Origin of the sequence: Levilactobacillus wangkuiensis, assembly GCF_016861605.1 — a bacterium.
In the GTDB taxonomy this organism is placed as follows: Bacteria; Bacillota; Bacilli; order Lactobacillales; family Lactobacillaceae; genus Levilactobacillus; species Levilactobacillus wangkuiensis.
The window spans coordinates 1-19,297 of the sequence record NZ_BOLM01000027.1; the positions used below are offsets into that span (position 1 = coordinate 1).

The following is a 19,297-nucleotide window of genomic DNA, read 5'->3' on the forward strand; positions in this document are numbered from 1 at the left end:
TTTGGAGGATTAGCTCAGTTGGGAGAGCGTCTGCCTTACAAGCAGAGGGTCACAGGTTCGAGCCCTGTATCCTCCATATATGAGCCGTTAGCTCAGTTGGTAGAGCATCTGACTTTTAATCAGAGGGTCGACAGTTCGAGCCTGTCACGGCTCATTCGCCTTCGGGCGGTGAGTAAATTAGATACACAATGATACTGACTATGCCGACTTAGCTCAGTTGGTAGAGCACCTGTCTTGTAAACAGGGGGTCGGAAGTTCGAATCTTCTAGTCGGCATTAATTTTGCGGAAGTAGTTCAGTGGTAGAACATCACCTTGCCATGGTGGGGGTCGCGGGTTCGAATCCCGTCTTCCGCTTAATACCGAGAGGTATTAAGCATCACAATTAGATATTTTGCACCCATAGCGCAATTGGATAGAGTGTCTGACTACGAATCAGAAGGTTGTAGGTTCGACTCCTACTGGGTGCATTTTAACGGGAAGTAGCTCAGCTTGGTAGAGCACCTGGTTTGGGACCAGGGGGTCGCAGGTTCGAATCCTGTCTTCCCGATTAAATAAATATATTTTATTTAACACTTCGCGGTGTAGCTCAGCTGGCTAGAGCGTTCGGTTCATACCCGAGAGGTCGAGGGTTCGATCCCCCCCGCCGCGATTAAGACTTGAACTGGACCTTTAGCTCAGTTGGTTAGAGCAAACGGCTCATAACCGTTCGGTCGTAGGTTCGAGTCCTACAAGGTCCATCACCAGAGGGCACTTGTATGGTGTTTTATTATGGAGGATTACCCAAGTCTGGCTGAAGGGAACGGTCTTGAAAACCGTCAGGTGAGTAAAATCACGCGAGAGTTCGAATCTCTCATCCTCCTTTTACCTTAATATTATCGCGGGATGGAGCAGTCTGGTAGCTCGTCGGGCTCATAACCCGAAGGTCGCAGGTTCAAACCCTGCTCCCGCAATTGGTTCGTTGGTCTAGTTGGTTAGGACGCCTCCCTGTCACGGAGGAGATCACGAGTTCGAGTCTCGTACGGACCGTTACCGTGTTTGGTCGCCCGAATACGGTATCCATAATTTCTAAATGGTTTAATGGCTCGGTAGCTCAGTCGGTAGAGCAATGGATTGAAGCTCCATGTGTCGGCGGTTCGATTCCGTCCCGCGCCATTGATTATATCTCACCATATTGCGGGTATAGTTTAGTGGTAAAACCACAGCCTTCCAAGCTGTTGTCGCGAGTTCGATTCTCGTTACCCGCTTTATATGGGCCTATAGCTCAGCTGGTTTAGAGCGCACGCCTGATAAGCGTGAGGTCGATGGTTCGAGTCCATTTAGGCCCATTATGGAGAAGTACTCAAGTGGCTGAAGAGGTGCCCCTGCTAAGGGTATAGGTCGCGGAAGCGGCGCGAGAGTTCGAATCTCTCCTTCTCCGTTTAGTTATGACCCGTTGGTCAAGTGGTTTAAGACACCGCCCTTTCACGGCGGTAACATGGGTTCGAATCCCGTACGGGTCATTGTCACAATTTAATATTATCGCGGGATGGAGCAGTCTGGTAGCTCGTCGGGCTCATAACCCGAAGGTCGCAGGTTCAAACCCTGCTCCCGCAATTGTTGGTTCGTTGGTCTAGTTGGTTAGGACGCCTCCCTGTCACGGAGGAGATCACGAGTTCGAGTCTCGTACGGACCGTCAGTTAAAGTCTTCCTTGTTGGGGAAGGCTTTTTTGATATCTAGACATTTATTTGAAACGTTAACCGAAAAGGGACTCACCAACGTTGTAGGCTGTTGACCTGCATGCTGGTGAGTCCCTTTGTTCGTATTAGTCGTTAGTAGCGAGGTAGTCCCGTAAGCGCGAATCATGGGCGTAGATGTAGAGTCCTTGCACGCCACGCTTCATTAAGACGTTGATGGAGTTAAGCACTAATTGTTGCTTAATCAGAGTTAACTCATGAGGGTCCGTTAAGTCTGTGCGGCGTTTGAAGGCCTCCACGTCTGTATACTGGTCCAGGTCGATGACCAAGTGATTGTGGTCGTCCAGCTTGACCGGTGGACCGAGAATCACACCCACGTAGTTCAGGTCAAAGCCCTGACAGGTGTAAATGGAGCCAACTTCATCGATGGTCTGCGGTAGCTCCGCCCAGGGCGTACTGGTATAGTTGTACTGGTCCCAGGGAAGGTGAAACTTACCCTCCGTAATGTAATGCTTGCCACCATCTAGGGTTGACGGGTAGCCAGACGTCGAAACGATGCGTGAGAGCCCGACTGCCTGGTTTCGCTGGACAATGGCTTGGCGCATCTGTTCGGCGTCCGTGAAGACGCGTAAATCGTAGTGTTGGCCGGCGAAAGTAGGTAAGGGTCTTAGCCGCTGATGGGTAAAGTCATTGATCCATGAAATCAGTGCGTCATTTGCCTGCATACGGAATTGATGCGTTAGGCGGACCGTCTCATGGGGATAAGCGGCCAGGAGGTGTTCTAGTCGGCGTTCCGTCCAGAAACTCTTTAGTCGTAGGACCTGAGTTTCGTCAAAGACTAAAATGATGACCTTGGCCGTAGCCATTAGGGCAGTTAACTGATTGTCGCCGTAAAAATTGTTGTAGTGGTCCGCCTGTGAGAGAAGGAGGTGGGCCTCGTCGATGACTAGGACATCCGCGTGCTTCTTTCCCTGATTGATCTGATTGATTAGGGTAGTGGGCCGCTGGAAGTCCTTTTTGAACAGGTGCGGCTGCTGTCCGGCAATCGCCCGGTAGACTTTGAGGATTTCCGGATGATTTACTAAAAAGTAATTTTCAGTGTCTGCTAGTGGGCTCGTTGCATCGGTCCTGGCAGCTGTTTGAATGGCCGCGAAGAGGTGCGCTAAGACGACACTTTTTCCGGTGCCGGCGTCGCCATAGATGGTGAACAAAGCTGGGCCATCGCCAGTCACGTGCGTCGTGGTGAAGGTGAATGCCCGTTCGACCAGCTCGGCCTGTTCGGTGGTGAGGGGAAGCAACGGCGAAATCTTGTCCGTTGCTGCGTTAGATGCTGAGAGGGTCACATGATCGCCGTCTTTCTTGAACAGAATACTCCTATTGTAACGCAAAAATAACGCACCGTCAGGCCACGTTAATTGGCCCACGATGCGTTAGGTTGTTCATTTCTGATAATGGCTAATACTAATCTTTTTCTGGCTTCACTTGTTGATATGATGCGGCATGGAAATGGTTCGCGCTGGTGCTGTACACGTCAAATGGCGCGAAGGCCGGTGAGTGGCGCCAGAGAGAGTAGGCCTGGCTGTCGGCCCAAATGGTCAGTAGGACGTATTCGTTAGCACTCTTTTGTTTCGTCAAGACGTAGAATGCCGTCATGCCGCTTGGCAGACCGTTGCTGGCGAAGCGGTTGGCCTTGGCGTTGAAGACCTTGGCGGCATCCGGGTCCAGGGTGAAGTAGTTAAAATTAAAGAACCCTTGCCACTGCTGACTTCCTTGATGGAGCTGGACCCGATAGTCCAGATTGCTCTTAAACACACTAGGCTGGCCGGAGACGTCGACTAACTGTAAGCCCTCGTCGCCACCGGAATCAGCCATTAAAACCAACTGACGGCCTGGATTTTGCGCAATGATACCATCTAACATATCCCGACTTCCAAAAGTTGCTGATAATTGATGAAGCATGCTCATCCCTCCTGACTGGTTTATTACCTTTATTATAAGGTTCTTCTGAACAAAAGCGAAACGTTTACACTCTGCGGTCGGCGCGCTAAACTAGAAATAAGTAGCGTTGGCGCAACGCGATGATTCGTATGAGAGGATGATTGGATGAAATTAACAGTTTTAGGGTGTTACGGTGGGTATCCCCACAACGGCGTGGGAACTAGCAGTTATTTACTGACCAGCGGCGATTTTAACTTGTTGTTGGATTGCGGGAGCGGGGCATTGATTGCTTTGGAAAAAGTTTTGGATCCCTTACAGTTGAACGCCGTGTTATTGACCCATTACCATCACGACCATACGGCTGACGTGGGTGTGTTACAGTACCTCTGGCAGTTGAAACAGGGGTCCCGGGCCGAACCCATCCTGCCAATTTATGGGCACACGGCGGATCCGTTAAACTTTGGCAGCCTCACCTGGCCCAATGCCACGGTTGGTCAGGCCTACAATCCGGCCGAAACGCTGCATTTAGGGCCCTTTACGATTGATTTCTTGCCAACGCATCATCCGGTACCGGCATACGCCCCACGCATCACGGAGACAGCTACGGGGGCAACTTTAGCCTTCACGGCGGACACCGCAGCCTTTGACGGGTTAGCTGAGTGGGCAACCGGTGTGGATGTCTTATTGGCCGATACGAACTTCTTCGCCGACCATCAGGGAACGGCTTGGCACCTGACGTCGACCCAAGCGGGCGATTTGGCGCGGCAGGCGGGAGTTAAACGACTCTTGTTGACGCATTTGCCACAGACGGGGGATCTCCAGCAACTGGCAGTCGAGGCACAGACCGCGGCGGGGAATACGACCAAGGTTAGTGTGGTCTCGGCTGGTTCTATTTATAATATCTAATGATTTTTATTCGATAAAAATAAATGGTCCTCAACTGATTAATCGTCACAACTGTGGTATTAGAACATCTATTAGTCTATTAGTAGACGAATGGTATAAAATTGTTAATAAAGTTATTTTCAAAAAGGTCTTTCCTTTTTCCGTAAAAGTCTGTATAATAAAGCTATTAAAACTTTTATAGACCGTTAAGGAGGAAAAGATTATGACAGTTACGCTCTACACCTCACCCAGTTGTACCTCTTGCCGCAAAGCCCGTCTTTGGTTTGAAGAACACGGTATCGCGTACCGCGAACAGAATATCTTCTCCGAGCCCTTGACGATTGCACAGATTAAATCAATCTTGCGGTTGACCGAAGATGGGACCGAAGAAATTGTGTCCAAACGCTCGCGAGTCTACCAGGAATTGACCGTCGACCTCGACGATTTACCCTTGCGTGAGCTTTACCAATTGATTCAAACCCATCCCGGCATTTTGCGCCGGCCAATCATGGTCGATGAGAAGCGTCTGCAGGTTGGTTTCAACGAAGAAGAAATTCGCCGGTTTCTGCCAAGACAAGTGCGCGCACTTGAGCTCGAGCGGGCCCAACGACTAGTAAATGGCGTAAATTAAGCTTAATTAGTTGCATCTGACCGGATTTGTGAGAAAATGTTACTTGCAGTCCGGTTTTTTGGTATGATGACTTTACAAGCCGGCAAAAATGACTAGAATTAGAATCAAGGACAATACCCAAACCCACGAGAAAGGGGTGTTATTCATGGAATCGGAACGAATCAATGAGAACACGATTCGGGTGGTTATCGGCAATGATGATCTCAGCGAACGGGGAATCACCGTCCTGGATCTGCTCGGTAATCACAAGCAAATCGAAGGCTTCTTTTACAGCATTTTGGAAGAGGTCGACGTTGATCACCAATTTCAAGACAACGAAGCGGTAACCTTCCAGGTACTACCGAACCGTAATGGTCTGGAGTTGTTTATCAGTAAGAATGTGGACGAAGACGATGCGACCATCGATGATAATCAAGGCGACGCGAGTGTCGATAGTGCTCACCCCGATCAAGTATCGGATCAAATTAAGGAACACCTGTCAGCCACGGACGACCAGAAGGATTTCTTCTCTGGGTTTAAGTCCGCGACTGCTAATGACTCCAATAATATCGAGGATTACTTAAGCGACAAGGGTCAATCAACGGCGACCCGCGTGGTTAAGCTACATTCCTTTGAAGATATGATCAGTCTGGCACGGGTGTTGCATTTAGAAAATGCGGCCACGAACCTTTACCGGTACAGTGGTGACTTCTATTTGGAACTGGTCTTCTTCACGAATGAGACCTCACCAGAGTCCATCAAGGACGAATTGGCCGTGGCGTACGAGTACGCGGATCGGACCAAGGTCGCTCCTGACGTCTTGGCGGAACATGGTCAATTGATCATGGAAAACTCTGCCTTGGAGCTCACAAGATTTCACTTCCTTGGGAATGATTAGGATTTCCTAGGAAGCAAAACGTTGATATATCAGCATTCTTGAAGATTCACTTTCCTAATATTACCTAACATTTCCTGGCAAAAGCCCAAGAAAAGCACAACTTAGGTGTATTCACACCAATATTGTTCCTAAAGCGTCGAACCTCTTCTTGCACAAGGGGTTTGACGATTTTTTTGTTCTTTCAGAAAATGTTTAAATATTCATCGGGAAAATGCTTTGCCCTTGAAAATACTATGCCAATCGGTCCATCAAGTTGACAATCTTCTGCTGGCCTTCCTTGGTTCCGTTGTCGTAGTATCGCGTCATACGGAGGTCGGTGTGTCCCATAATCTTCATCACGTCTACCGGGTCATCAGCAATCGGTACAGAGAAGGTGGCGAAAGCGTGCCGCATCTTATGTGGAAAAATATGCGGATTGTTGAGAATGGCAACGTTAGCTTTCTCACCGATAACAGCCTTAGACACCTCGTGACCGTGGTTGTCTAGCAACGTAGCCCGAGCCTTAACTGTATCAACCTGGGTGGTTACGACGACCTTCGAACCGTCTTCGTTAGAAACCTCGACGCCAGTCACCTCATCCATGACGTTTCTGGTAAGCTTGACCTGTGACAGTTGGCCAGGGGTAAATCCGTTAGTCGTATCAAAGCGGATATTATGATCCTGGTCGATGATTACCCGGTGACCATCACTGTCATCCACATAGATGGACCCTGAACCATATACAGCGATACGGTTACCCATGGCCAAGTTAATCATATCAAAAATGTAGTTCAGTCGTGTGTAGCTCCATGCCGTAGCGTCTTCGTTGACGAAGATGAAGTCCTTGCCAGTGAATGGCTTTTCGTTATCGAGATAAAGTTGGCGTGCGTACTTAACGGCACTCTGTAGCAGTTGGTAAATCTTAGGCATGATTGGCACGTCGCGGACACCCGCGGGAGTCTTAGTTCCGCCGCCTTTTGGCTGGTGAGCTGTACGAGCAATGCTGACACTGACGTGGTCCTCAAAGATATTTCGAGGTTGCATGCCTAATATTTCTCCATGCCGTAAAGCGACCAAAGAGAGGTAAAAGGCTGCTAGATACCCTGGATTGAGGATTCTCTCTGCGGTCCGGATGGCGCGGTCATAGGTCTTCACGTCGATTTCGTTGTTTTTCTCGCCAATATGTTGCTTAATTTTGAGGTTCCGCAATTTGTTGTTGGGGATGATTCCGGAGTACACGGCATCATTCAACAGCATAGACATATAGTTGCGTAGGGTGCTGATGGTCTTGGACGAGTAACCGATCCGGCCGGAGCTTCGAGGAACATTCTCCATACGGGTGATGAACTTCTGGAATTGCTCTCGGGTAACTTCACGAAGTTCGTATTTACCAAACTCGGGGAGCAGATAGTTTTTGAACTTCATATGGTAATCGTGATAGGTCTCAACGGACCAGTACGACTCATTTCGGTCCATCCAGGCATGATAGTATTCTTCTACCGTGACACGGCGAGCAGTACCACTCTGTAACTGCAGATTTCGTTCGGATTCGTTGGCCCATTCGATGGCAGCATATGAATCGTCAAACCCACGTTTTCGCAAGGGAACCTTAGTTCCGTGAACGGAGCGATAAAACTCTACGCCATATTTCTTCTTACCTTTAAGATCATACGAAAAAATCCGTGAATCTTTCTTTAACTTCTTCATTTTAATTCTCCTTATCTGCCGGGCTAGGCATTTTAGAAGAATTGGGTTGTGGCATCACCTCCTTTAGGTTAATATTGAATATGTTAATAGGGTACTAGCAAAGCTATGTATTCTTAAAACAGCTTGCAGATTAGTCTACAGGCGTATATGTATTTTGGTTAGCGTATCCAACTTCTTGGCGGGAGGGGATGCGCTTTTTTATTTTCTCATAGGAAGAATAGAGGGTTTGGAACATCTATGGAAACCTTTAGGACTTATTCCATTTAAATTCGATTCCATTGGTCAGCTTAGAATGCCCAATCTTCTTACTACCATAATAGATTTGAGTAGTTGGAGTAGATTCTTCATCCACGCTGTCGCCTTGTATTACTACTTGTGCATTAGCTAGGTTTTGTGCATATTGACCGACTGCAGTCTTACTGTCCTTATCCAAGCTGGAAAATTCAGAGGTAACTTTCACGATTAGGCCACGACTGTCGTACCCGAGCGTATCGATATAAAGAGACGCATTATATTTAGTTTTCCCTTTATTGGCGTAATCCTGATCTTCGTTCAGACTGTCAATCAAGCCTGAATTATATGATTTGAGTTCTTTAGCGGAATACCCAGCAAGAATGTCGTTTTCTGTTTCTTTTGCTGATGACGAAGCCGTACTATTGACAGATGATGATTCAGCCTCGCTAGAATTGCTTTCGCTAGTTGAACTCGGTATGGCACTAGAAATTGATATAAGTACTACTACTAGAGCAAGAGAATAAAGAACGTGCCTTCCAGTTATTTTGGAAGGGTTTTGACGGCGGCGACCAGTGTACCATAGGATAAGTAGGCCTAAGAAAATCATAAAAGATAGACCTATTAAAGTGTTCAGCATTGATGAGACCTCCAATATGTATTTGCAGCTTTTAATGCCATCAGCATTTTGGGCTATTTAACTAATTGTGCTTGCGCTTACTTAGTGGCAGTAAATATAGGCACGCATCTTTTTATCTACCATCTCAGATAGATAGCCAGGAACTTCAAAACACTCCATAAAGTCTACTGGACTTGCCATGCTGTCGGTGCGTTCGTGCATGTAAAACGGCATGATTAAATCAATTGCCCCAGCGTGTGCAGCATTTTCAACCTCTGACTTGGTATAGCGATTGGAATAGTAAAGAAATTCATGGTCAACGTCATCATGGTAGATATGCGCCATCTCATGACCCAACTGAAAAGTAATTTCGTTTTGGTGAATCCAGCGCATGTTCATAACGATTTTTCTACGTTTAACCGAAGCTGCGGGTGGGGTAGTGGCTCTGAGTCCATCAGTCCAAATAACATCAATATGGTCTAGTGCAGCCTTTCTCTGCAATTCGTACAACACGGGATTGTTCATCTACTCACCTCTCATGAGACGCTTAATAAGTGCTAGGTCTTCAGCGGGGATTATTTTCCCGTCATAAGTTTTGACAATATCCATGTTATCAATTGTTTCCTTAAGATCTATTTCCTTAGGAGCAGTGCTAGACTGCTGTTCAGTCCCAAGAAGGTATTCAACAGAAACGTCTAGTGTTTTTGCAACCTGAGCAAGCTTATCTAGTTTAGGCGTCTGGTTCTTCCACTTGTAAATGGAGTTAGCACCCATTCCGGACTTTTTTGCTACAGTTTGGAGGTTCCAGCCTCTTTTATTTGCTACTTCTTTAATTCTTTCGAACGTTGTCATAATGGCATTTCTCCCCAAAAATGACAAACTTAATAATCTTTTTGGATAAATAGGCTTGCAAAAATTATCCATTCGGATTATGATGAGTTCATCAAGTAATTAAGCAACAACAAACCGAAACGTATCAAGGCTACCTTTGGCGAGTGCTACCTGATATGAGGCTTGTTTGCTTATGTCTTTATGATGTAATTTTATCACTTTAGATAAAATTACACAACAACTTGATGAAGAAATAATCGGAAAGGAGGAATTTTCTGTGACAGAACAGAATTTAGCCGAAGGCGTAGAAGCGATTTACACGCAGATTAAAATCGGACTATTGAAGAAACACATGAGCCAAGTTGAATTAGCAAACCTAATTGGCGAGGGACCCCAGCAATTGAGTCGGGCAATTCACGGCGACATGCAGCCCAAGTCCAAGGAAATTCGGCGAAAAATTTATCGATTTCTAGACATTGATGGATAGGAGGAAAGCTATGAACAAGATCACACCGTTTATTTTTGAAAGAAAACAGATTCGAACTATCCTGGTTGATAGTGAGCCTTACTTTGTTGGGCAAGATGTAGCAAGGGTTCTGGGATATGTGCGACCGGATAATGCAATTCGTAATCATGTAAACGAAGAAGACAAGCTGATGCACCAAGTTAGTGCATCAGGTCAAATGAGATTGGTGTCGATAATCAATGAATCTGGAGTCTATGACTTAATCTTTGATGCTAGTCGCCAAGGGAAGAATGAATCTATCCGGCGTGAAGCTAAAAAATTTCGGCATTGGGTAACAAATGAGGTATTACCAGCCATCCGCCGCGATGGGGTCTACCTAACCCCACAGACGGCTGCTGACTGGCTTAGTAATCCTGACATGATGATTGACGTGCTTCAACGCTACAAGGTCGCACAGGCCGACTTAGAGGCTGAACACACCAAGCGACTTGTTGCCGAACAGCAGGTACACGAGTACCAACCTAAGGCCACGTACTACGATCTGATTCTTCGGAGTAAGTCGCTGTTGTCGGTCTCGAAAATTAGCAAGGATTATGGGATGAGCGCCCGCAAGATGAACAGTTTGCTTCACGACATGGGCGTGCAATTCAAGCAGGGTGATATTTGGCTGCTCTATGCCAAGTATCAAGACAAAGGGTACACGCAGACGTCGACCTTTGCACTGGACGAGGAGCATTCGAAGGTAAGCACTAAGTGGACACAAGCAGGTCGAATCTTCATTTACAACCTCTAAAGGAACAAGACATTTTACCACTCATCGAGCAAACACAATTAACTTAGGAGGAAAAACATGAATTCAGAATATTTCGCACAAGAGTTAGCCGGACGGGCCTTACAAGCAAAGTTAGATGGCGACTACGAGAAGCTGATGGTCAACGTCACCGTGGCTGCCAAGAATGGTGACAAGACGGCGGAGGTCAAAAGTTTCAAAGAATTCCCTGAGAGCCTGCTGTCGGAGTTAGAACGCTACGGAATCGTATGGCAGGGTACTACCAACGATACCGGTGAGGAAGTCCGCACACTGTTCGACATCAGTAAATTGGGGGTAAAGACATGCTGACGACGATTCTTTTGAGCCTAGTAATGGGCTGGTCAATCGGCCATTACGGCGACGAACTATTTGATTAGGAGGCGGTTAGATTGGAACTGTCCTTCGACAATGCGACAGACAATGTTTTTGTGCAAGGCGTAATAACAGCCTTACTACCAGCACTGAAAGAGCAGTTAGAGGAGAAGGATGACCTTTTAACCGCTAAGCAACTTAACGCACAGTATTTTCATGTTGGAAATGACGCCATAGGAGCGGTCGTACACCAACACGGATTTCCCAAGACTAAAATTCCGGGTAGCAGTACTTTCAAGTATTCCCGGAAAGCAGTCGAAAAATTTATTGCAGATCATCAAATTTATTAGTATATGCCGGGCTAGGCTACTTGATGAATCGGTAATAGAAGGTAAAGAAATGAAAATGAACAGTGACATCGAGAAGATGTTGAAGGATGTAGTCAAGCGAGTCTCTGCAACACGACCGCCCTTACAGTGCGTTCACTTTGAAAATGGGGATGCAATTGTAACTGACAGTCATCGACTAATTAAGGTCAAAGGGTTAGCGCCAAAAGACTTGAAAATTGATTTGAATCTGGCAGATTTTAGTTTCCCGGATATCAACTATCCAGATACGGAAAGACTGATTCCAAAGGAGTTCACGACAAAGCTGATTTTGGCCAAAGTAAATGTTGTGTCAATGCTTCCATCGTTGAGAGCGATGGCCAAAGAGTATTTTGGAGCCCAGCGGGTAGTTAGGCTAAAAGTCTCCGAAGAAAGCTTCGAAGTTTCCAGAACAATTTCGAGTAGTCAGAGCGTACAAACAGTAGATTTTAAGCCTAGCGGATTTTCTGGTGATCAAATTGAATTGAGCTGTGACGCTCGGTACCTGGCTGATGCATTTGAAGCCTTGACGAAAATTAAAGACACTCGGAATTTGACACTTGAGGTGAAGATTAACACGGCGCTCACTCCGTTCTTAATCAGTACGGGCAACATCGATTATTTGTTAACGCCAGTTAGAACATTCTAGGAGGTAATGAGTTGACATCAGTATTAGTTTTTGTAGCAGTTTTTGGATTCGGTGGTTTGTTGAGAGTTGGTTATGAAAGGTGGCGAAAATAATGGAATCTAAGATTAACTTTTCGATTAAAAATTTGGATGAATTGAAAGAGCTGCTCATGCTTGCTGAAGAGCAAACAAAGCAGCTAGATGAAACCATCAATAAAATCAAAGGGTTTGAGCTAGTTATCAAATCCTAACTTGTTAGCAATGTAGCCACCGAGGGCATCTTCAACCATAGCATCATAGTTATCGAAGCTACTAGTTTCCTTGATAAATGAGTTTAAATTAGCATCAGGAACCTCATGAGGATTGGAAACATCAAAACCCGAGGATTTCCACCAAGAACTGAAGTCTTTGAACTTTGTGTGTGTCGAAATGAAATTGTCGGTGAGTACGGCACCGAGTTCAACTTCATTTTTGCCATCAAGCTCTTTAGCGCCCTTTTCAGCCTTATCTAGAAATCCTTGGACCTCATCAAGTCCATTGATGCTGAGGTCAAAATCATTGTTACTCATGTAATCACCTCCCTTCTAGGAAGAGTATATCAATTGCTGGAGAGAAAAGGAATGACACGTGGGTGCCATCTAGGTGACATTGGAGGGACATATAAGTGACATTAACTAATAGCACTACGCTTAATTTATGGAAAGTAGCATTTCAAACGTTTAATCCACAAACGAAGAAAAAGCCCGTTAGCGTTGCACCGCTAGCGAGCCTAAGAAAAACATTTATTTACCACAAGGATAATCGAAAGCGAGGTATTTTTCAATGAAGAAAAGCGAATACTGGCACGCAAAGTTTCTAAGAACTCCCGTGGAGTACGAGAATCTGGCCTACTACCGGTTCCAGCAGTATGAACGGTACTTGAATCTGGAAGGGGTGAAGCAGAATGGCTAATGAGTTGATCCTAGTTGAACCGTCGATTGAAGTAAATCCCACGCCAATCACTATCAAAAACCTGGCACAGGTCGAGAAGGCAGTGGCTGAGTATGTGGACAAGTATAACCAGGATTTCGTGGTTACGAGTGACAATGCCACGGATGTGCGTCGTATGCGAGCAAGTCTTCATAAAGTATCAGAGGCATTTAATGAGCGGCGACTGGCGGCACAGCGGCTGTATAAGGTACCGCTGGAAGAGTTCAATTCGACCATGAAGCGACTGAAACAGCAAGTTGATTCAGTCATCGCGCCCCTTGACGTGAAGCTAAACGAGGTTAAAGAGCAGGAACGTGTCGCTAAGCTCAATTATGTCAATGAAACGATTTCTGAGATGGCTCCTAGCTACGGTGTGTCAGCGTCGGAGGTTCCTATTCGGGATTCATGGCTGAATAAAACGACGTCAAATAAGAAGATTACCGAGGAAGTCGCGGCTGATATGACTCAGTTGAAAAAGGATCAAGACCAACGAGCAACTGACATCCAGACGATTCGGATGTATGCCGACTCGATTGAAGTGGAGTCAAGTGGCTGGGTCGCCTTATTGAGCCAGGGGGCTACCGTGACGGATATTCTAAGCCAGATGACGCACGCCGCCGAGAAGCGTGACCAGGAGGCCAAAGAGGCTGCTGAACGTGAGGCAAAACGGAAAGAGACGGCGCAAGCAATCGCGGCTACTCATCAGGTCGAACACGAAGGTGAGACTGTTGACACCGATACCGGTGAAGTTGTTCTTCAAACAGTCATTCTTAAGCTAACCGGGACCAACGCGCAGCTCAAGGACTTACGTGGCTGTGTCGACCGGCTGGGCGTAAAGTACGAAGTCATTCACGAGTAGGAGGTCGGAAAATGGCAGAGGTAGCAAATGTCGCAGAGAACTTGGAAGAGAGAAACCTGATTTCCAAGCTCAATGAAGCATCAAAGAACATTGGTCCGATTGGTAAGGATGGCAAGAATAGCTATCAGAATTACAGTTTTCAAAGTGAGACGGCAATCAAGTATGCGGTAGAAGAGGCTATCCGACAGGCAGGGATTCGAATCATCCCAACCTATGTAGTTCTAAATCAGTATGATCGGAGCTCTAAAAAGGGTGGTAGTAATCACTTTGTGGATGTGATGGGAACTTTTACCATTACGGACGGCAACGAAAGCATCTTAGGAACTATGCCCGGCAGTGGGCAAGACTCTGGCGAGAAGGCTATGGCCAAAGCCTGTACGAGTGCCCAGAAATACTTCTACAAGCAGCTATTTAACATCACTGATAAGGATGAGGATCCAGATAGTGAGGATAGCGGTCACGGAGGTATCTTAATGGCCACCGAGGGACAACAGACAACGCTGATTAGCTTGTTTAAGACGATGGCAGAGGTTAAGGATGCCGCTCCTAAAGTCGTGAGCAATGGCTATCTAGAAAAAGCAGGCGTTGCTCAAGTCGCAGATTTGACTCATGAGTCGGCCAATAAACTGATTGAGTTGGTAACTCGGCATCTTAAAATCCAGTCAGAAAATGAGGGGAAGTAAAAAATGCGTACAATTACGATCTCCGGGAATCTGGGCAAGGACCCAGAAATCCGTGAAACTAAAAATGGCCGTCAGGTCGCTAACTTTAGTGTCGCCGTGCGAAAGAATCGGCCGGATGAAAATGGTGAGTATGGTGCTGACTGGTTCCGGTGCGCCGTATGGGGCGGCCGAGTTAAGACAGTTGAACGTTTTTTCAAGAAGGGCAGCCACGTCGTTTTGAGCGGCGACTTTGAAACCAGCGAATATGAAGGGAACATGCAGTTAGAAATTAATGTCACGGCCTTTGACTTGCCAGATAGCACTTCCAACGGTGCGGGTAAGCCAAGCGGCGGACAAAAGGGGACAAAACCTTACCACAATAGTGTTGGTGGGATTGATATCACAGACGATGACTTGCCATTCTAGAGGTGATGTAGATGGAACGAGTGCCAGCAGAGGTTAAGGGGCATGATTTAATCCTTCACCTAGGTCACAAGTTAAATAATGACCGTCTAGAGACTGTGAGCGGTAGTGCCGGTCAGTTCTGGGTGGACTATGAGCTAGCAGACACGCGTAAGGCTCGGGGCCGACAACGAAGACTATTCTTTGCTCTCCTGAGTGATATCTCTGGTTACTTCGTGGTTCCACCTGAGTTCTTAAAGTCCCTCTTTTATGTTCAGTACCAGGAGTATACCGGCGGCAGAAGCATTAGTCTGTCAGAGGCCACAGAATCGTCTGTCAGTGATGCTAACCAGCTAATCGACCTAGTTATCGACTTTATGTTTGAGTGGCGCGTTCCCTTTAAAAAAGGGTATGAGCTACTACCCAGGGATGAAGAGTATTACTTGTTCGAGTGTTGCCGACACCGACGTTGCATGATATGTGGGCGGCCAGCGGACATCCACCATCTCGATACAGTGGGAATGGGGATGGACCGCAGGAAGGTTGACCATAGCAAGCGGCATGTGATGGCACTCTGTCGGCAACACCATACAGAATTCCATAAGGTCGGGCCCGCTGCGTTTAGTGGCAAGTACCACGTGCCTGTGGATGGCCTGAAATTAGACGTTAAGACACTCAAGAGAATTGGTGTTCAAGGAGATTATGGAGGTGATTGCGATGGCACAACGCCGAATGTTTAGTAAGAAGATTACTGATACAGATATATTTTTGGACATGCCGCTATCGTCGCAAGCGTTGTATTTCCACTTAAATATGCACGCTGACGATGACGGGCTTGTGTCGAATGCTAAGACTATTCGAAGAATGATCGGAGCAAGTGAAGATGACTTAAAGCTATTGCTGGCTAAGCAATTTATCTTCTCATTCGAGTCAGGAGTCGTTGTAATTAAGGATTGGAAGGTTCACAACTACATTCGGCGTGATACCTACAATGCAACGATTTACGGCGATGAGAAGCAGCGACTCGAGGAAGATAAAAACGGAGCGTATACGTTACGTGGACGGCTCGTGGACGGACCGTCACCACAGGTTAGGTTAGGTAAGGATAGGTTAGGTAAGGATAGTAAGAACCATAGTCCGGCTGATGCCGAACCTACCTTCCCCTGGCAGTCTGTGATTGATTACCTTAATGAGAAAACAGGTAAGCACTTTAAACACACCGCTACGAACAAGGGCCTGGTACTGTCTCGCCATAAGGACGGTTTCACCGCCGACGACATGCGACAGGTGATTGATAATCAGTGCCGCCTTTGGCTGGCCGATACAAAGATGGCTAAGTACCTGCAACCGTCGACGCTTTTCCGTGCTAGCAAGTTTGAAGGCTATTTAAATAGTGTGCCAGCAGTACGGAATCATGAAGGGCGCGACTACTGGGTGGGTGATTAGATGCAACCAGTGAGCTTTGATGCCGCATATATCCGGCGCCTAGCAAAGGCTAAGCACGTTGACATGGACAATCTACCAACCAAAGAAGAGATTGACCGAAAGTTTATTGAGACGGCTAACGCGAAGCTAGCCCGGCAAAAAATGCGGCGCTATTATCGCGACTCAGTCTGGTCGGGCAAAATTCCACTCAGGTTCGAGTTTGGTAAATGGGATATTACCAAGCAGACCGATCCCAAAAGAGCAAAAGAATTGGGTAAACAGGCGTTCGTATTGGCCAGACAGTTGGAAACTCAGAATTTCAATGTCGCTATGATGGGCGACCGCGGGGTTGGGAAAACCTCGCTTGCTCTAGCAATGATGGGGTATCTGATGGAACACGAGCGTAGCGGTATGTTTGTTTCAACGGCCGAACTACTGCGGCTGGTTGGGGATAAGTATGATGACCCCAGCATTGCGGCTAAGCTACGGGACATCAAGCGGTCGATGACTGAAGTTGACGTGCTTGTGCTGGACGACTTCGGCACTGAGGGCGGTATGACCGGGAATATTAAGCCAGTTCATAAGGACCTGCAAGACTTGATGTACCAGGTATCCAATGCTCGAGTTGACTTCGAAAACAACCAGGCTAGGGGCGTCACAATTATGACGACTAATAACACGAAACAACAGTTAAAACAGATGTACGAAGGAAAATTCATTGACCGGGTATTTCCAAACAACCCGGCACACCAACTACTTTTTGAAGAAATGAAAGGGGTAAGAAACGTATGAAAATCAATGATCACTCCGGTGGCTCAGAAGAGCTGCGTGAATATGAAGTTGGAGACCTAATCAAGTCAGAAGGGGCCATCTATCTTGTTGTAGAACATGCCGGCGAGTATGCAATTGTTGACTTGGGTGACAATAGCGTATCCTCGTTGTTTGGCAGCTTACGAGAGTTGTACAGTACTTGGCACGCTACCGATGACCGTTTGGTACGGGGCGAAGTACTAGTAAAGCGGGTGTGAGCATGGAGTGCGAAATTTGCCACGGTAGTAAAGTCGTACAAGTTGAAATTATGCCTAGCGTTGTGACGTTCAAACCATGCCCGGCATGTAACGCGCAGGGAAAGCACAAGGAGCGACCGTCTGGTGGTGATTCTAGTGGCTCTTAACGAAGAACTATTAGCCCACATCCAGGCAGCTGAGGACGAGTACGGCCATGTAAGCAATTGGCCGGATTCGGTGTTGAAAAAGGCTCGTAAGCTGGCTGACCGCTACGGAAACGAGGCGGGGTTCAAGCTGGAGGAACTTGTGGACGTTCGTGACCTGGCGGAACGGGGATTCTTTGTCACACACATCGGGATCAAGTTACACCACAGCAGAGGTTGGGTGTTGAACCGTATGCCAGAAGACTTCGAGTACACTGCTACTGAGGAAGACCAGCGATTGCTGGAAATCTATCAGGAGAAGAGTACGAGAGAGGTTGGCAGGCTATTGCATCGCGATTTAAGCTGGGTGCGGGAAATGAGACGTAAGTACGGGTGGACGCAGGAACAGTTAGCTCAGGAGGATGAATAAAATGGCAAAAAAATATTTGTTGATTAACGAATTTAAATTGAAAAAAGTAACCGTGCCGGTCACGAAGGCTATTGTTATTGAGCAATCCAGTGTGGATGGAGCAATTGCTAGTTTAGCCTATGAATTGACCACCAGTGATTCACTTTTAGCGCAGGCGGTTCGGAGTGGTGACGCGACCAGTGAAGTGACGGCAGCTTATGAGCTAGCATCTGATCGTAATCTTTTGGAGGAGGTGCAATGATGGAAAGCTTAAAGGAAGCACCACAGCAGTGGGATAAGCACCCCTGCCCCTACTGTGGGGGCAAAGTTGTGTACGCCAGTAACGCTAATATCTACGGGGGCCGGGAGTTCGGTAATGGTCGCTGCTACTTCTGCCTCAATTGTCAGGCAAGTGTGGGAGTTTACAGCGATGGGGCCGCCAAGCATCCAACGCGTATGCCGTTAGGGATTTTAGCGACGCCGGAGATGAAGGAGTTGAAAATGCTATGTCATTCTCGGTTCGATAAAGTCTGGCGGTCACACTGGCTATCACGGAGTCGCTGCTACAAGCGGATGGCCCACCTTATGGGCATTGACTTAGATTGCTGCCACTTCGGGTATTTCAACGAGACTGACCTAATGCGGGCACTAGCGATTATGGAAACTAATGACTGGTGGGAGGAAGACTATGAAGATTAGTTACTTGAAAGAATTTCTGGAAAAAGAAGGGTACGAAATACTTGATGGAGTTGGGATTCTGCTCATTCGTGAGATTGGCAAAAATGGCGATGGTTCTTTCATAAGCAAAACGAAGGTTGGAGAGTACTTTGTTTCAGGATTACCTCGGAGAATCTCTAAAGAGATGGCGGAACTAGCGTGGACACCAATTGAAAAACGTAACGATGAGAAGCGCTGGATTGTGGTAATTGCTTGTGACACAGAGAACGGTGAAAAGTTTTACACTGTTTGGTCTAAGGGATATACCTTAAAGTCTTACCATACACGTGATGATGTTGCTGAAAACTTATTGCATAATCCATACTATGTTTTCACCGATTCAGAGTTTGATGGACTAATCAGCTATCTAAAGTCCTTACCACACGGCGATGTATATGCAAGAATCGCCGTCTTGGGCAAGCGGGAGGCTAAGCAATGATTGTCTACAATCGCTTGTACGCCGGGTCCGGCCGCCGAGTTCAGACACTCGAAGAACTGCCATTCCTAGTCTCTAAGCTATGTGCAGAGATTGGTGATCCTATCCGTGATATTCGGAAGTTTAAGCATGGCGTGAGTCGCCGATTTTCTAGAGAGTATCCAACGTATGAGTTTGAAGCAATTCACGAGAAGAAACTCATTGACGGTCGGTTGTTCCGTGAGCACGTAGTATTTGAGGTAATTAGCGATGAAGGTTGAGGAAGCGTTGCAGGTTTTAGCGGAAGCATTGTCTTCGGATAGCCGATATCAAGG

Annotated in this window: 29 protein-coding genes and 18 tRNA genes; 40 read left to right on the forward strand and 7 right to left on the reverse strand. The window is 46.9% G+C overall.

Going from position 1 to position 19,297, the window contains the following annotated elements; all coding sequences use genetic code 11:
- Positions 1-3: 3 nt before the first annotated feature.
- From JUF13_RS12975 to JUF13_RS13060, 18 genes are all read left to right on the forward strand, one after another.
- Positions 4-76: transfer RNA gene (locus JUF13_RS12975), tRNA-Val, on the forward strand.
- A gap of 5 nt (positions 77-81) precedes the next feature.
- Positions 82-154, forward strand: a tRNA-Lys gene (locus JUF13_RS12980).
- Positions 155-202: 48 nt separating this feature from the next.
- Positions 203-275, forward strand: a tRNA-Thr gene (locus JUF13_RS12985).
- An 8-nt stretch (positions 276-283) separates the two neighbouring features.
- Positions 284-355: transfer RNA gene (locus JUF13_RS12990), tRNA-Gly, on the forward strand.
- A 39-nt stretch (positions 356-394) separates the two neighbouring features.
- Positions 395-468 (forward strand) — tRNA-Arg (locus JUF13_RS12995).
- A gap of 6 nt (positions 469-474) precedes the next feature.
- Positions 475-548, forward strand: a tRNA-Pro gene (locus JUF13_RS13000).
- Between the two features lie 28 nt (positions 549-576).
- Positions 577-650, forward strand: a tRNA-Met gene (locus JUF13_RS13005).
- Positions 651-664: 14 nt separating this feature from the next.
- Positions 665-738, forward strand: a tRNA-Ile gene (locus tag JUF13_RS13010).
- A 33-nt stretch (positions 739-771) separates the two neighbouring features.
- A tRNA-Ser gene (locus tag JUF13_RS13015) sits at positions 772-861 on the forward strand.
- A gap of 16 nt (positions 862-877) precedes the next feature.
- Positions 878-951, forward strand: a tRNA-Met gene (locus JUF13_RS13020).
- A gap of 2 nt (positions 952-953) precedes the next feature.
- A tRNA-Asp gene (locus JUF13_RS13025) sits at positions 954-1,027 on the forward strand.
- Between the two features lie 53 nt (positions 1,028-1,080).
- A tRNA-Phe gene (locus tag JUF13_RS13030) sits at positions 1,081-1,153 on the forward strand.
- Positions 1,154-1,174: 21 nt separating this feature from the next.
- Positions 1,175-1,245, forward strand: a tRNA-Gly gene (locus tag JUF13_RS13035).
- 6 nt (positions 1,246-1,251) lie between these two features.
- Positions 1,252-1,326 (forward strand) — tRNA-Ile (locus tag JUF13_RS13040).
- 4 nt (positions 1,327-1,330) lie between these two features.
- A tRNA-Ser gene (locus JUF13_RS13045) sits at positions 1,331-1,418 on the forward strand.
- A gap of 9 nt (positions 1,419-1,427) precedes the next feature.
- Positions 1,428-1,500, forward strand: a tRNA-Glu gene (locus tag JUF13_RS13050).
- Between the two features lie 20 nt (positions 1,501-1,520).
- Positions 1,521-1,594, forward strand: a tRNA-Met gene (locus JUF13_RS13055).
- Between the two features lie 5 nt (positions 1,595-1,599).
- A tRNA-Asp gene (locus JUF13_RS13060) sits at positions 1,600-1,673 on the forward strand.
- Positions 1,674-1,803: 130 nt separating this feature from the next.
- Here JUF13_RS13060 and JUF13_RS13065 read toward each other — a convergent pair.
- Both JUF13_RS13065 and JUF13_RS13070 read right to left on the reverse strand, forming a co-directional pair.
- Entirely contained in the window at positions 1,804-3,018 is a 1,215-nt protein-coding gene (locus tag JUF13_RS13065) for a DUF2075 domain-containing protein (protein WP_203640030.1), read from the reverse strand.
- A gap of 118 nt (positions 3,019-3,136) precedes the next feature.
- On the reverse strand, positions 3,137-3,634 hold the full coding sequence (locus tag JUF13_RS13070) for an antibiotic biosynthesis monooxygenase (RefSeq protein ID WP_203640031.1): 498 nt from the start codon (positions 3,632-3,634) through the stop codon (positions 3,137-3,139).
- Between the two features lie 144 nt (positions 3,635-3,778).
- Here JUF13_RS13070 and JUF13_RS13075 point away from each other — a divergent pair, with 144 nt between their 5' ends.
- From JUF13_RS13075 to JUF13_RS13085, 3 genes are all read left to right on the forward strand, one after another.
- Complete coding sequence (locus tag JUF13_RS13075; RefSeq protein WP_203640032.1) at positions 3,779-4,519, forward strand: MBL fold metallo-hydrolase; 741 nt, start codon at positions 3,779-3,781, stop codon at positions 4,517-4,519.
- A 202-nt stretch (positions 4,520-4,721) separates the two neighbouring features.
- Positions 4,722-5,129 carry a transcriptional regulator SpxA gene (gene spxA, locus JUF13_RS13080; protein WP_203640033.1) on the forward strand — a complete coding sequence of 136 codons (408 nt, stop codon included), beginning with the start codon at positions 4,722-4,724 and terminating at the stop codon, positions 5,127-5,129.
- A 145-nt stretch (positions 5,130-5,274) separates the two neighbouring features.
- Positions 5,275-6,006, forward strand: coding sequence for an adaptor protein MecA (locus JUF13_RS13085; RefSeq protein WP_203640034.1), 732 nt, complete (start codon positions 5,275-5,277; stop codon positions 6,004-6,006).
- 231 nt (positions 6,007-6,237) lie between these two features.
- Here JUF13_RS13085 and JUF13_RS13090 read toward each other — a convergent pair whose 3' ends face one another.
- The 4 genes from JUF13_RS13090 to JUF13_RS13105 form a co-directional block, all read right to left on the reverse strand.
- Positions 6,238-7,692: a tyrosine-type recombinase/integrase gene (locus tag JUF13_RS13090; RefSeq protein ID WP_203640035.1), complete on the reverse strand. Its 1,455-nt coding sequence runs from the start codon at positions 7,690-7,692 to the stop codon at positions 6,238-6,240.
- A 247-nt stretch (positions 7,693-7,939) separates the two neighbouring features.
- Positions 7,940-8,563 (reverse strand): hypothetical protein, encoded by a 624-nt coding sequence (locus JUF13_RS13095; RefSeq protein ID WP_203640036.1) that lies wholly within the window; start codon positions 8,561-8,563, stop codon positions 7,940-7,942.
- An 81-nt stretch (positions 8,564-8,644) separates the two neighbouring features.
- Entirely contained in the window at positions 8,645-9,067 is a 423-nt protein-coding gene (locus JUF13_RS13100) for an ImmA/IrrE family metallo-endopeptidase (protein ID WP_203640037.1), read from the reverse strand.
- Positions 9,068-9,394 (reverse strand): helix-turn-helix domain-containing protein, encoded by a 327-nt coding sequence (locus tag JUF13_RS13105; RefSeq protein ID WP_203640038.1) that lies wholly within the window; start codon positions 9,392-9,394, stop codon positions 9,068-9,070.
- Between the two features lie 256 nt (positions 9,395-9,650).
- Here JUF13_RS13105 and JUF13_RS13110 point away from each other — a divergent pair, with 256 nt between their 5' ends.
- From JUF13_RS13110 to JUF13_RS13135, 6 genes are all read left to right on the forward strand, one after another.
- On the forward strand, positions 9,651-9,860 hold the full coding sequence (locus JUF13_RS13110; RefSeq protein ID WP_203640039.1) for a helix-turn-helix domain-containing protein: 210 nt from the start codon (positions 9,651-9,653) through the stop codon (positions 9,858-9,860).
- A gap of 10 nt (positions 9,861-9,870) precedes the next feature.
- Entirely contained in the window at positions 9,871-10,632 is a 762-nt protein-coding gene (locus tag JUF13_RS13115; RefSeq protein WP_203640040.1) for a phage antirepressor, read from the forward strand.
- A 57-nt stretch (positions 10,633-10,689) separates the two neighbouring features.
- Entirely contained in the window at positions 10,690-10,959 is a 270-nt protein-coding gene (locus JUF13_RS13120; RefSeq protein WP_203640041.1) for a hypothetical protein, read from the forward strand.
- An 80-nt stretch (positions 10,960-11,039) separates the two neighbouring features.
- Positions 11,040-11,312 carry a hypothetical protein gene (locus JUF13_RS13125; protein WP_203640042.1) on the forward strand — a complete coding sequence of 91 codons (273 nt, stop codon included), beginning with the start codon at positions 11,040-11,042 and terminating at the stop codon, positions 11,310-11,312.
- Positions 11,313-11,361: 49 nt separating this feature from the next.
- A complete protein-coding gene (locus tag JUF13_RS13130; RefSeq protein ID WP_203640043.1) occupies positions 11,362-11,976 on the forward strand; it encodes a hypothetical protein in 615 nt (204 codons plus the stop codon).
- Between the two features lie 91 nt (positions 11,977-12,067).
- On the forward strand, positions 12,068-12,205 hold the full coding sequence (locus JUF13_RS13135) for a hypothetical protein (protein ID WP_203640044.1): 138 nt from the start codon (positions 12,068-12,070) through the stop codon (positions 12,203-12,205).
- Here JUF13_RS13135 and JUF13_RS13140 read toward each other — a convergent pair.
- The gene (locus JUF13_RS13140) at positions 12,188-12,523 is read right to left on the reverse strand and encodes a hypothetical protein (protein ID WP_203640045.1); all 336 of its coding nucleotides are present in this window, start codon (positions 12,521-12,523) and stop codon (positions 12,188-12,190) included. The genes JUF13_RS13135 and JUF13_RS13140 overlap by 18 nt on opposite strands.
- A 253-nt stretch (positions 12,524-12,776) precedes the next feature.
- Here JUF13_RS13140 and JUF13_RS14545 point away from each other — a divergent pair, with 253 nt between their 5' ends.
- From JUF13_RS14545 to JUF13_RS13200, 13 genes are all read left to right on the forward strand, one after another.
- Positions 12,777-12,905 (forward strand): hypothetical protein, encoded by a 129-nt coding sequence (locus tag JUF13_RS14545; RefSeq protein WP_268890210.1) that lies wholly within the window; start codon positions 12,777-12,779, stop codon positions 12,903-12,905.
- Positions 12,898-13,782 (forward strand): DUF1351 domain-containing protein, encoded by an 885-nt coding sequence (locus JUF13_RS13145; protein ID WP_203640046.1) that lies wholly within the window; start codon positions 12,898-12,900, stop codon positions 13,780-13,782. The genes JUF13_RS14545 and JUF13_RS13145 overlap by 8 nt, the downstream gene beginning before the upstream one ends.
- 11 nt (positions 13,783-13,793) lie before the next feature.
- Entirely contained in the window at positions 13,794-14,465 is a 672-nt protein-coding gene (locus tag JUF13_RS13150; RefSeq protein WP_203640047.1) for an ERF family protein, read from the forward strand.
- Between the two features lie 3 nt (positions 14,466-14,468).
- Positions 14,469-14,870, forward strand: coding sequence for a single-stranded DNA-binding protein (locus JUF13_RS13155; protein ID WP_203640048.1), 402 nt, complete (start codon positions 14,469-14,471; stop codon positions 14,868-14,870).
- Positions 14,871-14,881: 11 nt separating this feature from the next.
- On the forward strand, positions 14,882-15,586 hold the full coding sequence (locus JUF13_RS13160) for a putative HNHc nuclease (RefSeq protein ID WP_203640049.1): 705 nt from the start codon (positions 14,882-14,884) through the stop codon (positions 15,584-15,586).
- Positions 15,564-16,292, forward strand: coding sequence for a conserved phage C-terminal domain-containing protein (locus JUF13_RS13165; RefSeq protein ID WP_203640050.1), 729 nt, complete (start codon positions 15,564-15,566; stop codon positions 16,290-16,292). The genes JUF13_RS13160 and JUF13_RS13165 overlap by 23 nt, the downstream gene beginning before the upstream one ends.
- Entirely contained in the window at positions 16,293-17,063 is a 771-nt protein-coding gene (locus JUF13_RS13170; protein WP_203640051.1) for an ATP-binding protein, read from the forward strand.
- The gene (locus JUF13_RS13175) at positions 17,060-17,299 is read left to right on the forward strand and encodes a hypothetical protein (protein WP_203640052.1); all 240 of its coding nucleotides are present in this window, start codon (positions 17,060-17,062) and stop codon (positions 17,297-17,299) included. The genes JUF13_RS13170 and JUF13_RS13175 overlap by 4 nt, the downstream gene beginning before the upstream one ends.
- A gap of 135 nt (positions 17,300-17,434) precedes the next feature.
- Positions 17,435-17,851, forward strand: a complete 417-nt coding sequence (locus tag JUF13_RS13180; protein ID WP_203640053.1) for a hypothetical protein — start codon at positions 17,435-17,437, stop codon at positions 17,849-17,851.
- A gap of 1 nt (position 17,852) precedes the next feature.
- Positions 17,853-18,092, forward strand: coding sequence for a hypothetical protein (locus JUF13_RS13185; RefSeq protein ID WP_203640054.1), 240 nt, complete (start codon positions 17,853-17,855; stop codon positions 18,090-18,092).
- On the forward strand, positions 18,089-18,529 hold the full coding sequence (locus JUF13_RS13190) for a zinc-finger-containing protein (RefSeq protein WP_203640055.1): 441 nt from the start codon (positions 18,089-18,091) through the stop codon (positions 18,527-18,529). Before JUF13_RS13185 ends, JUF13_RS13190 begins: the two co-directional genes overlap by 4 nt.
- Positions 18,519-18,986 (forward strand): hypothetical protein, encoded by a 468-nt coding sequence (locus JUF13_RS13195; protein ID WP_203640056.1) that lies wholly within the window; start codon positions 18,519-18,521, stop codon positions 18,984-18,986. The genes JUF13_RS13190 and JUF13_RS13195 overlap by 11 nt, the downstream gene beginning before the upstream one ends.
- A complete protein-coding gene (locus JUF13_RS13200) occupies positions 18,983-19,243 on the forward strand; it encodes a hypothetical protein (RefSeq protein ID WP_203640057.1) in 261 nt (86 codons plus the stop codon). The genes JUF13_RS13195 and JUF13_RS13200 overlap by 4 nt, the downstream gene beginning before the upstream one ends.
- Positions 19,244-19,297 lie beyond the last annotated feature (54 nt).

Excerpts from the sequence above, each read along its gene's own strand:
- JUF13_RS13070 (WP_203640031.1), bottom strand. The coding sequence starts at position 3,634 with ATGCTTCATCAATTATCAGCAACTTTTGGAAGTCGGGATATGTTAGAT.
- JUF13_RS13075 (WP_203640032.1), top strand. The coding sequence starts at position 3,779 with ATGAAATTAACAGTTTTAGGGTGTTACGGTGGGTATCCCCACAACGGC.
- spxA (WP_203640033.1), top strand. The coding sequence starts at position 4,722 with ATGACAGTTACGCTCTACACCTCACCCAGTTGTACCTCTTGCCGCAAA.
- JUF13_RS13085 (WP_203640034.1), top strand. The coding sequence starts at position 5,275 with ATGGAATCGGAACGAATCAATGAGAACACGATTCGGGTGGTTATCGGC.
- JUF13_RS13090 (WP_203640035.1), bottom strand. The coding sequence starts at position 7,692 with ATGAAGAAGTTAAAGAAAGATTCACGGATTTTTTCGTATGATCTTAAA.
- JUF13_RS13095 (WP_203640036.1), bottom strand. The coding sequence starts at position 8,563 with ATGCTGAACACTTTAATAGGTCTATCTTTTATGATTTTCTTAGGCCTA.
- JUF13_RS13100 (WP_203640037.1), bottom strand. The coding sequence starts at position 9,067 with ATGAACAATCCCGTGTTGTACGAATTGCAGAGAAAGGCTGCACTAGAC.
- JUF13_RS13105 (WP_203640038.1), bottom strand. The coding sequence starts at position 9,394 with ATGACAACGTTCGAAAGAATTAAAGAAGTAGCAAATAAAAGAGGCTGG.
- JUF13_RS13115 (WP_203640040.1), top strand. The coding sequence starts at position 9,871 with ATGAACAAGATCACACCGTTTATTTTTGAAAGAAAACAGATTCGAACT.
- JUF13_RS13120 (WP_203640041.1), top strand. The coding sequence starts at position 10,690 with ATGAATTCAGAATATTTCGCACAAGAGTTAGCCGGACGGGCCTTACAA.
- JUF13_RS13130 (WP_203640043.1), top strand. The coding sequence starts at position 11,362 with ATGAAAATGAACAGTGACATCGAGAAGATGTTGAAGGATGTAGTCAAG.
- JUF13_RS13135 (WP_203640044.1), top strand. The coding sequence starts at position 12,068 with ATGGAATCTAAGATTAACTTTTCGATTAAAAATTTGGATGAATTGAAA.
- JUF13_RS13140 (WP_203640045.1), bottom strand. The coding sequence starts at position 12,523 with ATGAGTAACAATGATTTTGACCTCAGCATCAATGGACTTGATGAGGTC.
- JUF13_RS14545 (WP_268890210.1), top strand. The coding sequence starts at position 12,777 with ATGAAGAAAAGCGAATACTGGCACGCAAAGTTTCTAAGAACTCCCGTG.
- JUF13_RS13145 (WP_203640046.1), top strand. The coding sequence starts at position 12,898 with ATGGCTAATGAGTTGATCCTAGTTGAACCGTCGATTGAAGTAAATCCC.
- JUF13_RS13150 (WP_203640047.1), top strand. The coding sequence starts at position 13,794 with ATGGCAGAGGTAGCAAATGTCGCAGAGAACTTGGAAGAGAGAAACCTG.
- JUF13_RS13155 (WP_203640048.1), top strand. The coding sequence starts at position 14,469 with ATGCGTACAATTACGATCTCCGGGAATCTGGGCAAGGACCCAGAAATC.
- JUF13_RS13160 (WP_203640049.1), top strand. The coding sequence starts at position 14,882 with ATGGAACGAGTGCCAGCAGAGGTTAAGGGGCATGATTTAATCCTTCAC.
- JUF13_RS13165 (WP_203640050.1), top strand. The coding sequence starts at position 15,564 with ATGGCACAACGCCGAATGTTTAGTAAGAAGATTACTGATACAGATATA.
- JUF13_RS13170 (WP_203640051.1), top strand. The coding sequence starts at position 16,293 with ATGCAACCAGTGAGCTTTGATGCCGCATATATCCGGCGCCTAGCAAAG.
- JUF13_RS13175 (WP_203640052.1), top strand. The coding sequence starts at position 17,060 with ATGAAAATCAATGATCACTCCGGTGGCTCAGAAGAGCTGCGTGAATAT.
- JUF13_RS13185 (WP_203640054.1), top strand. The coding sequence starts at position 17,853 with ATGGCAAAAAAATATTTGTTGATTAACGAATTTAAATTGAAAAAAGTA.
- JUF13_RS13190 (WP_203640055.1), top strand. The coding sequence starts at position 18,089 with ATGATGGAAAGCTTAAAGGAAGCACCACAGCAGTGGGATAAGCACCCC.
- JUF13_RS13195 (WP_203640056.1), top strand. The coding sequence starts at position 18,519 with ATGAAGATTAGTTACTTGAAAGAATTTCTGGAAAAAGAAGGGTACGAA.
- JUF13_RS13200 (WP_203640057.1), top strand. The coding sequence starts at position 18,983 with ATGATTGTCTACAATCGCTTGTACGCCGGGTCCGGCCGCCGAGTTCAG.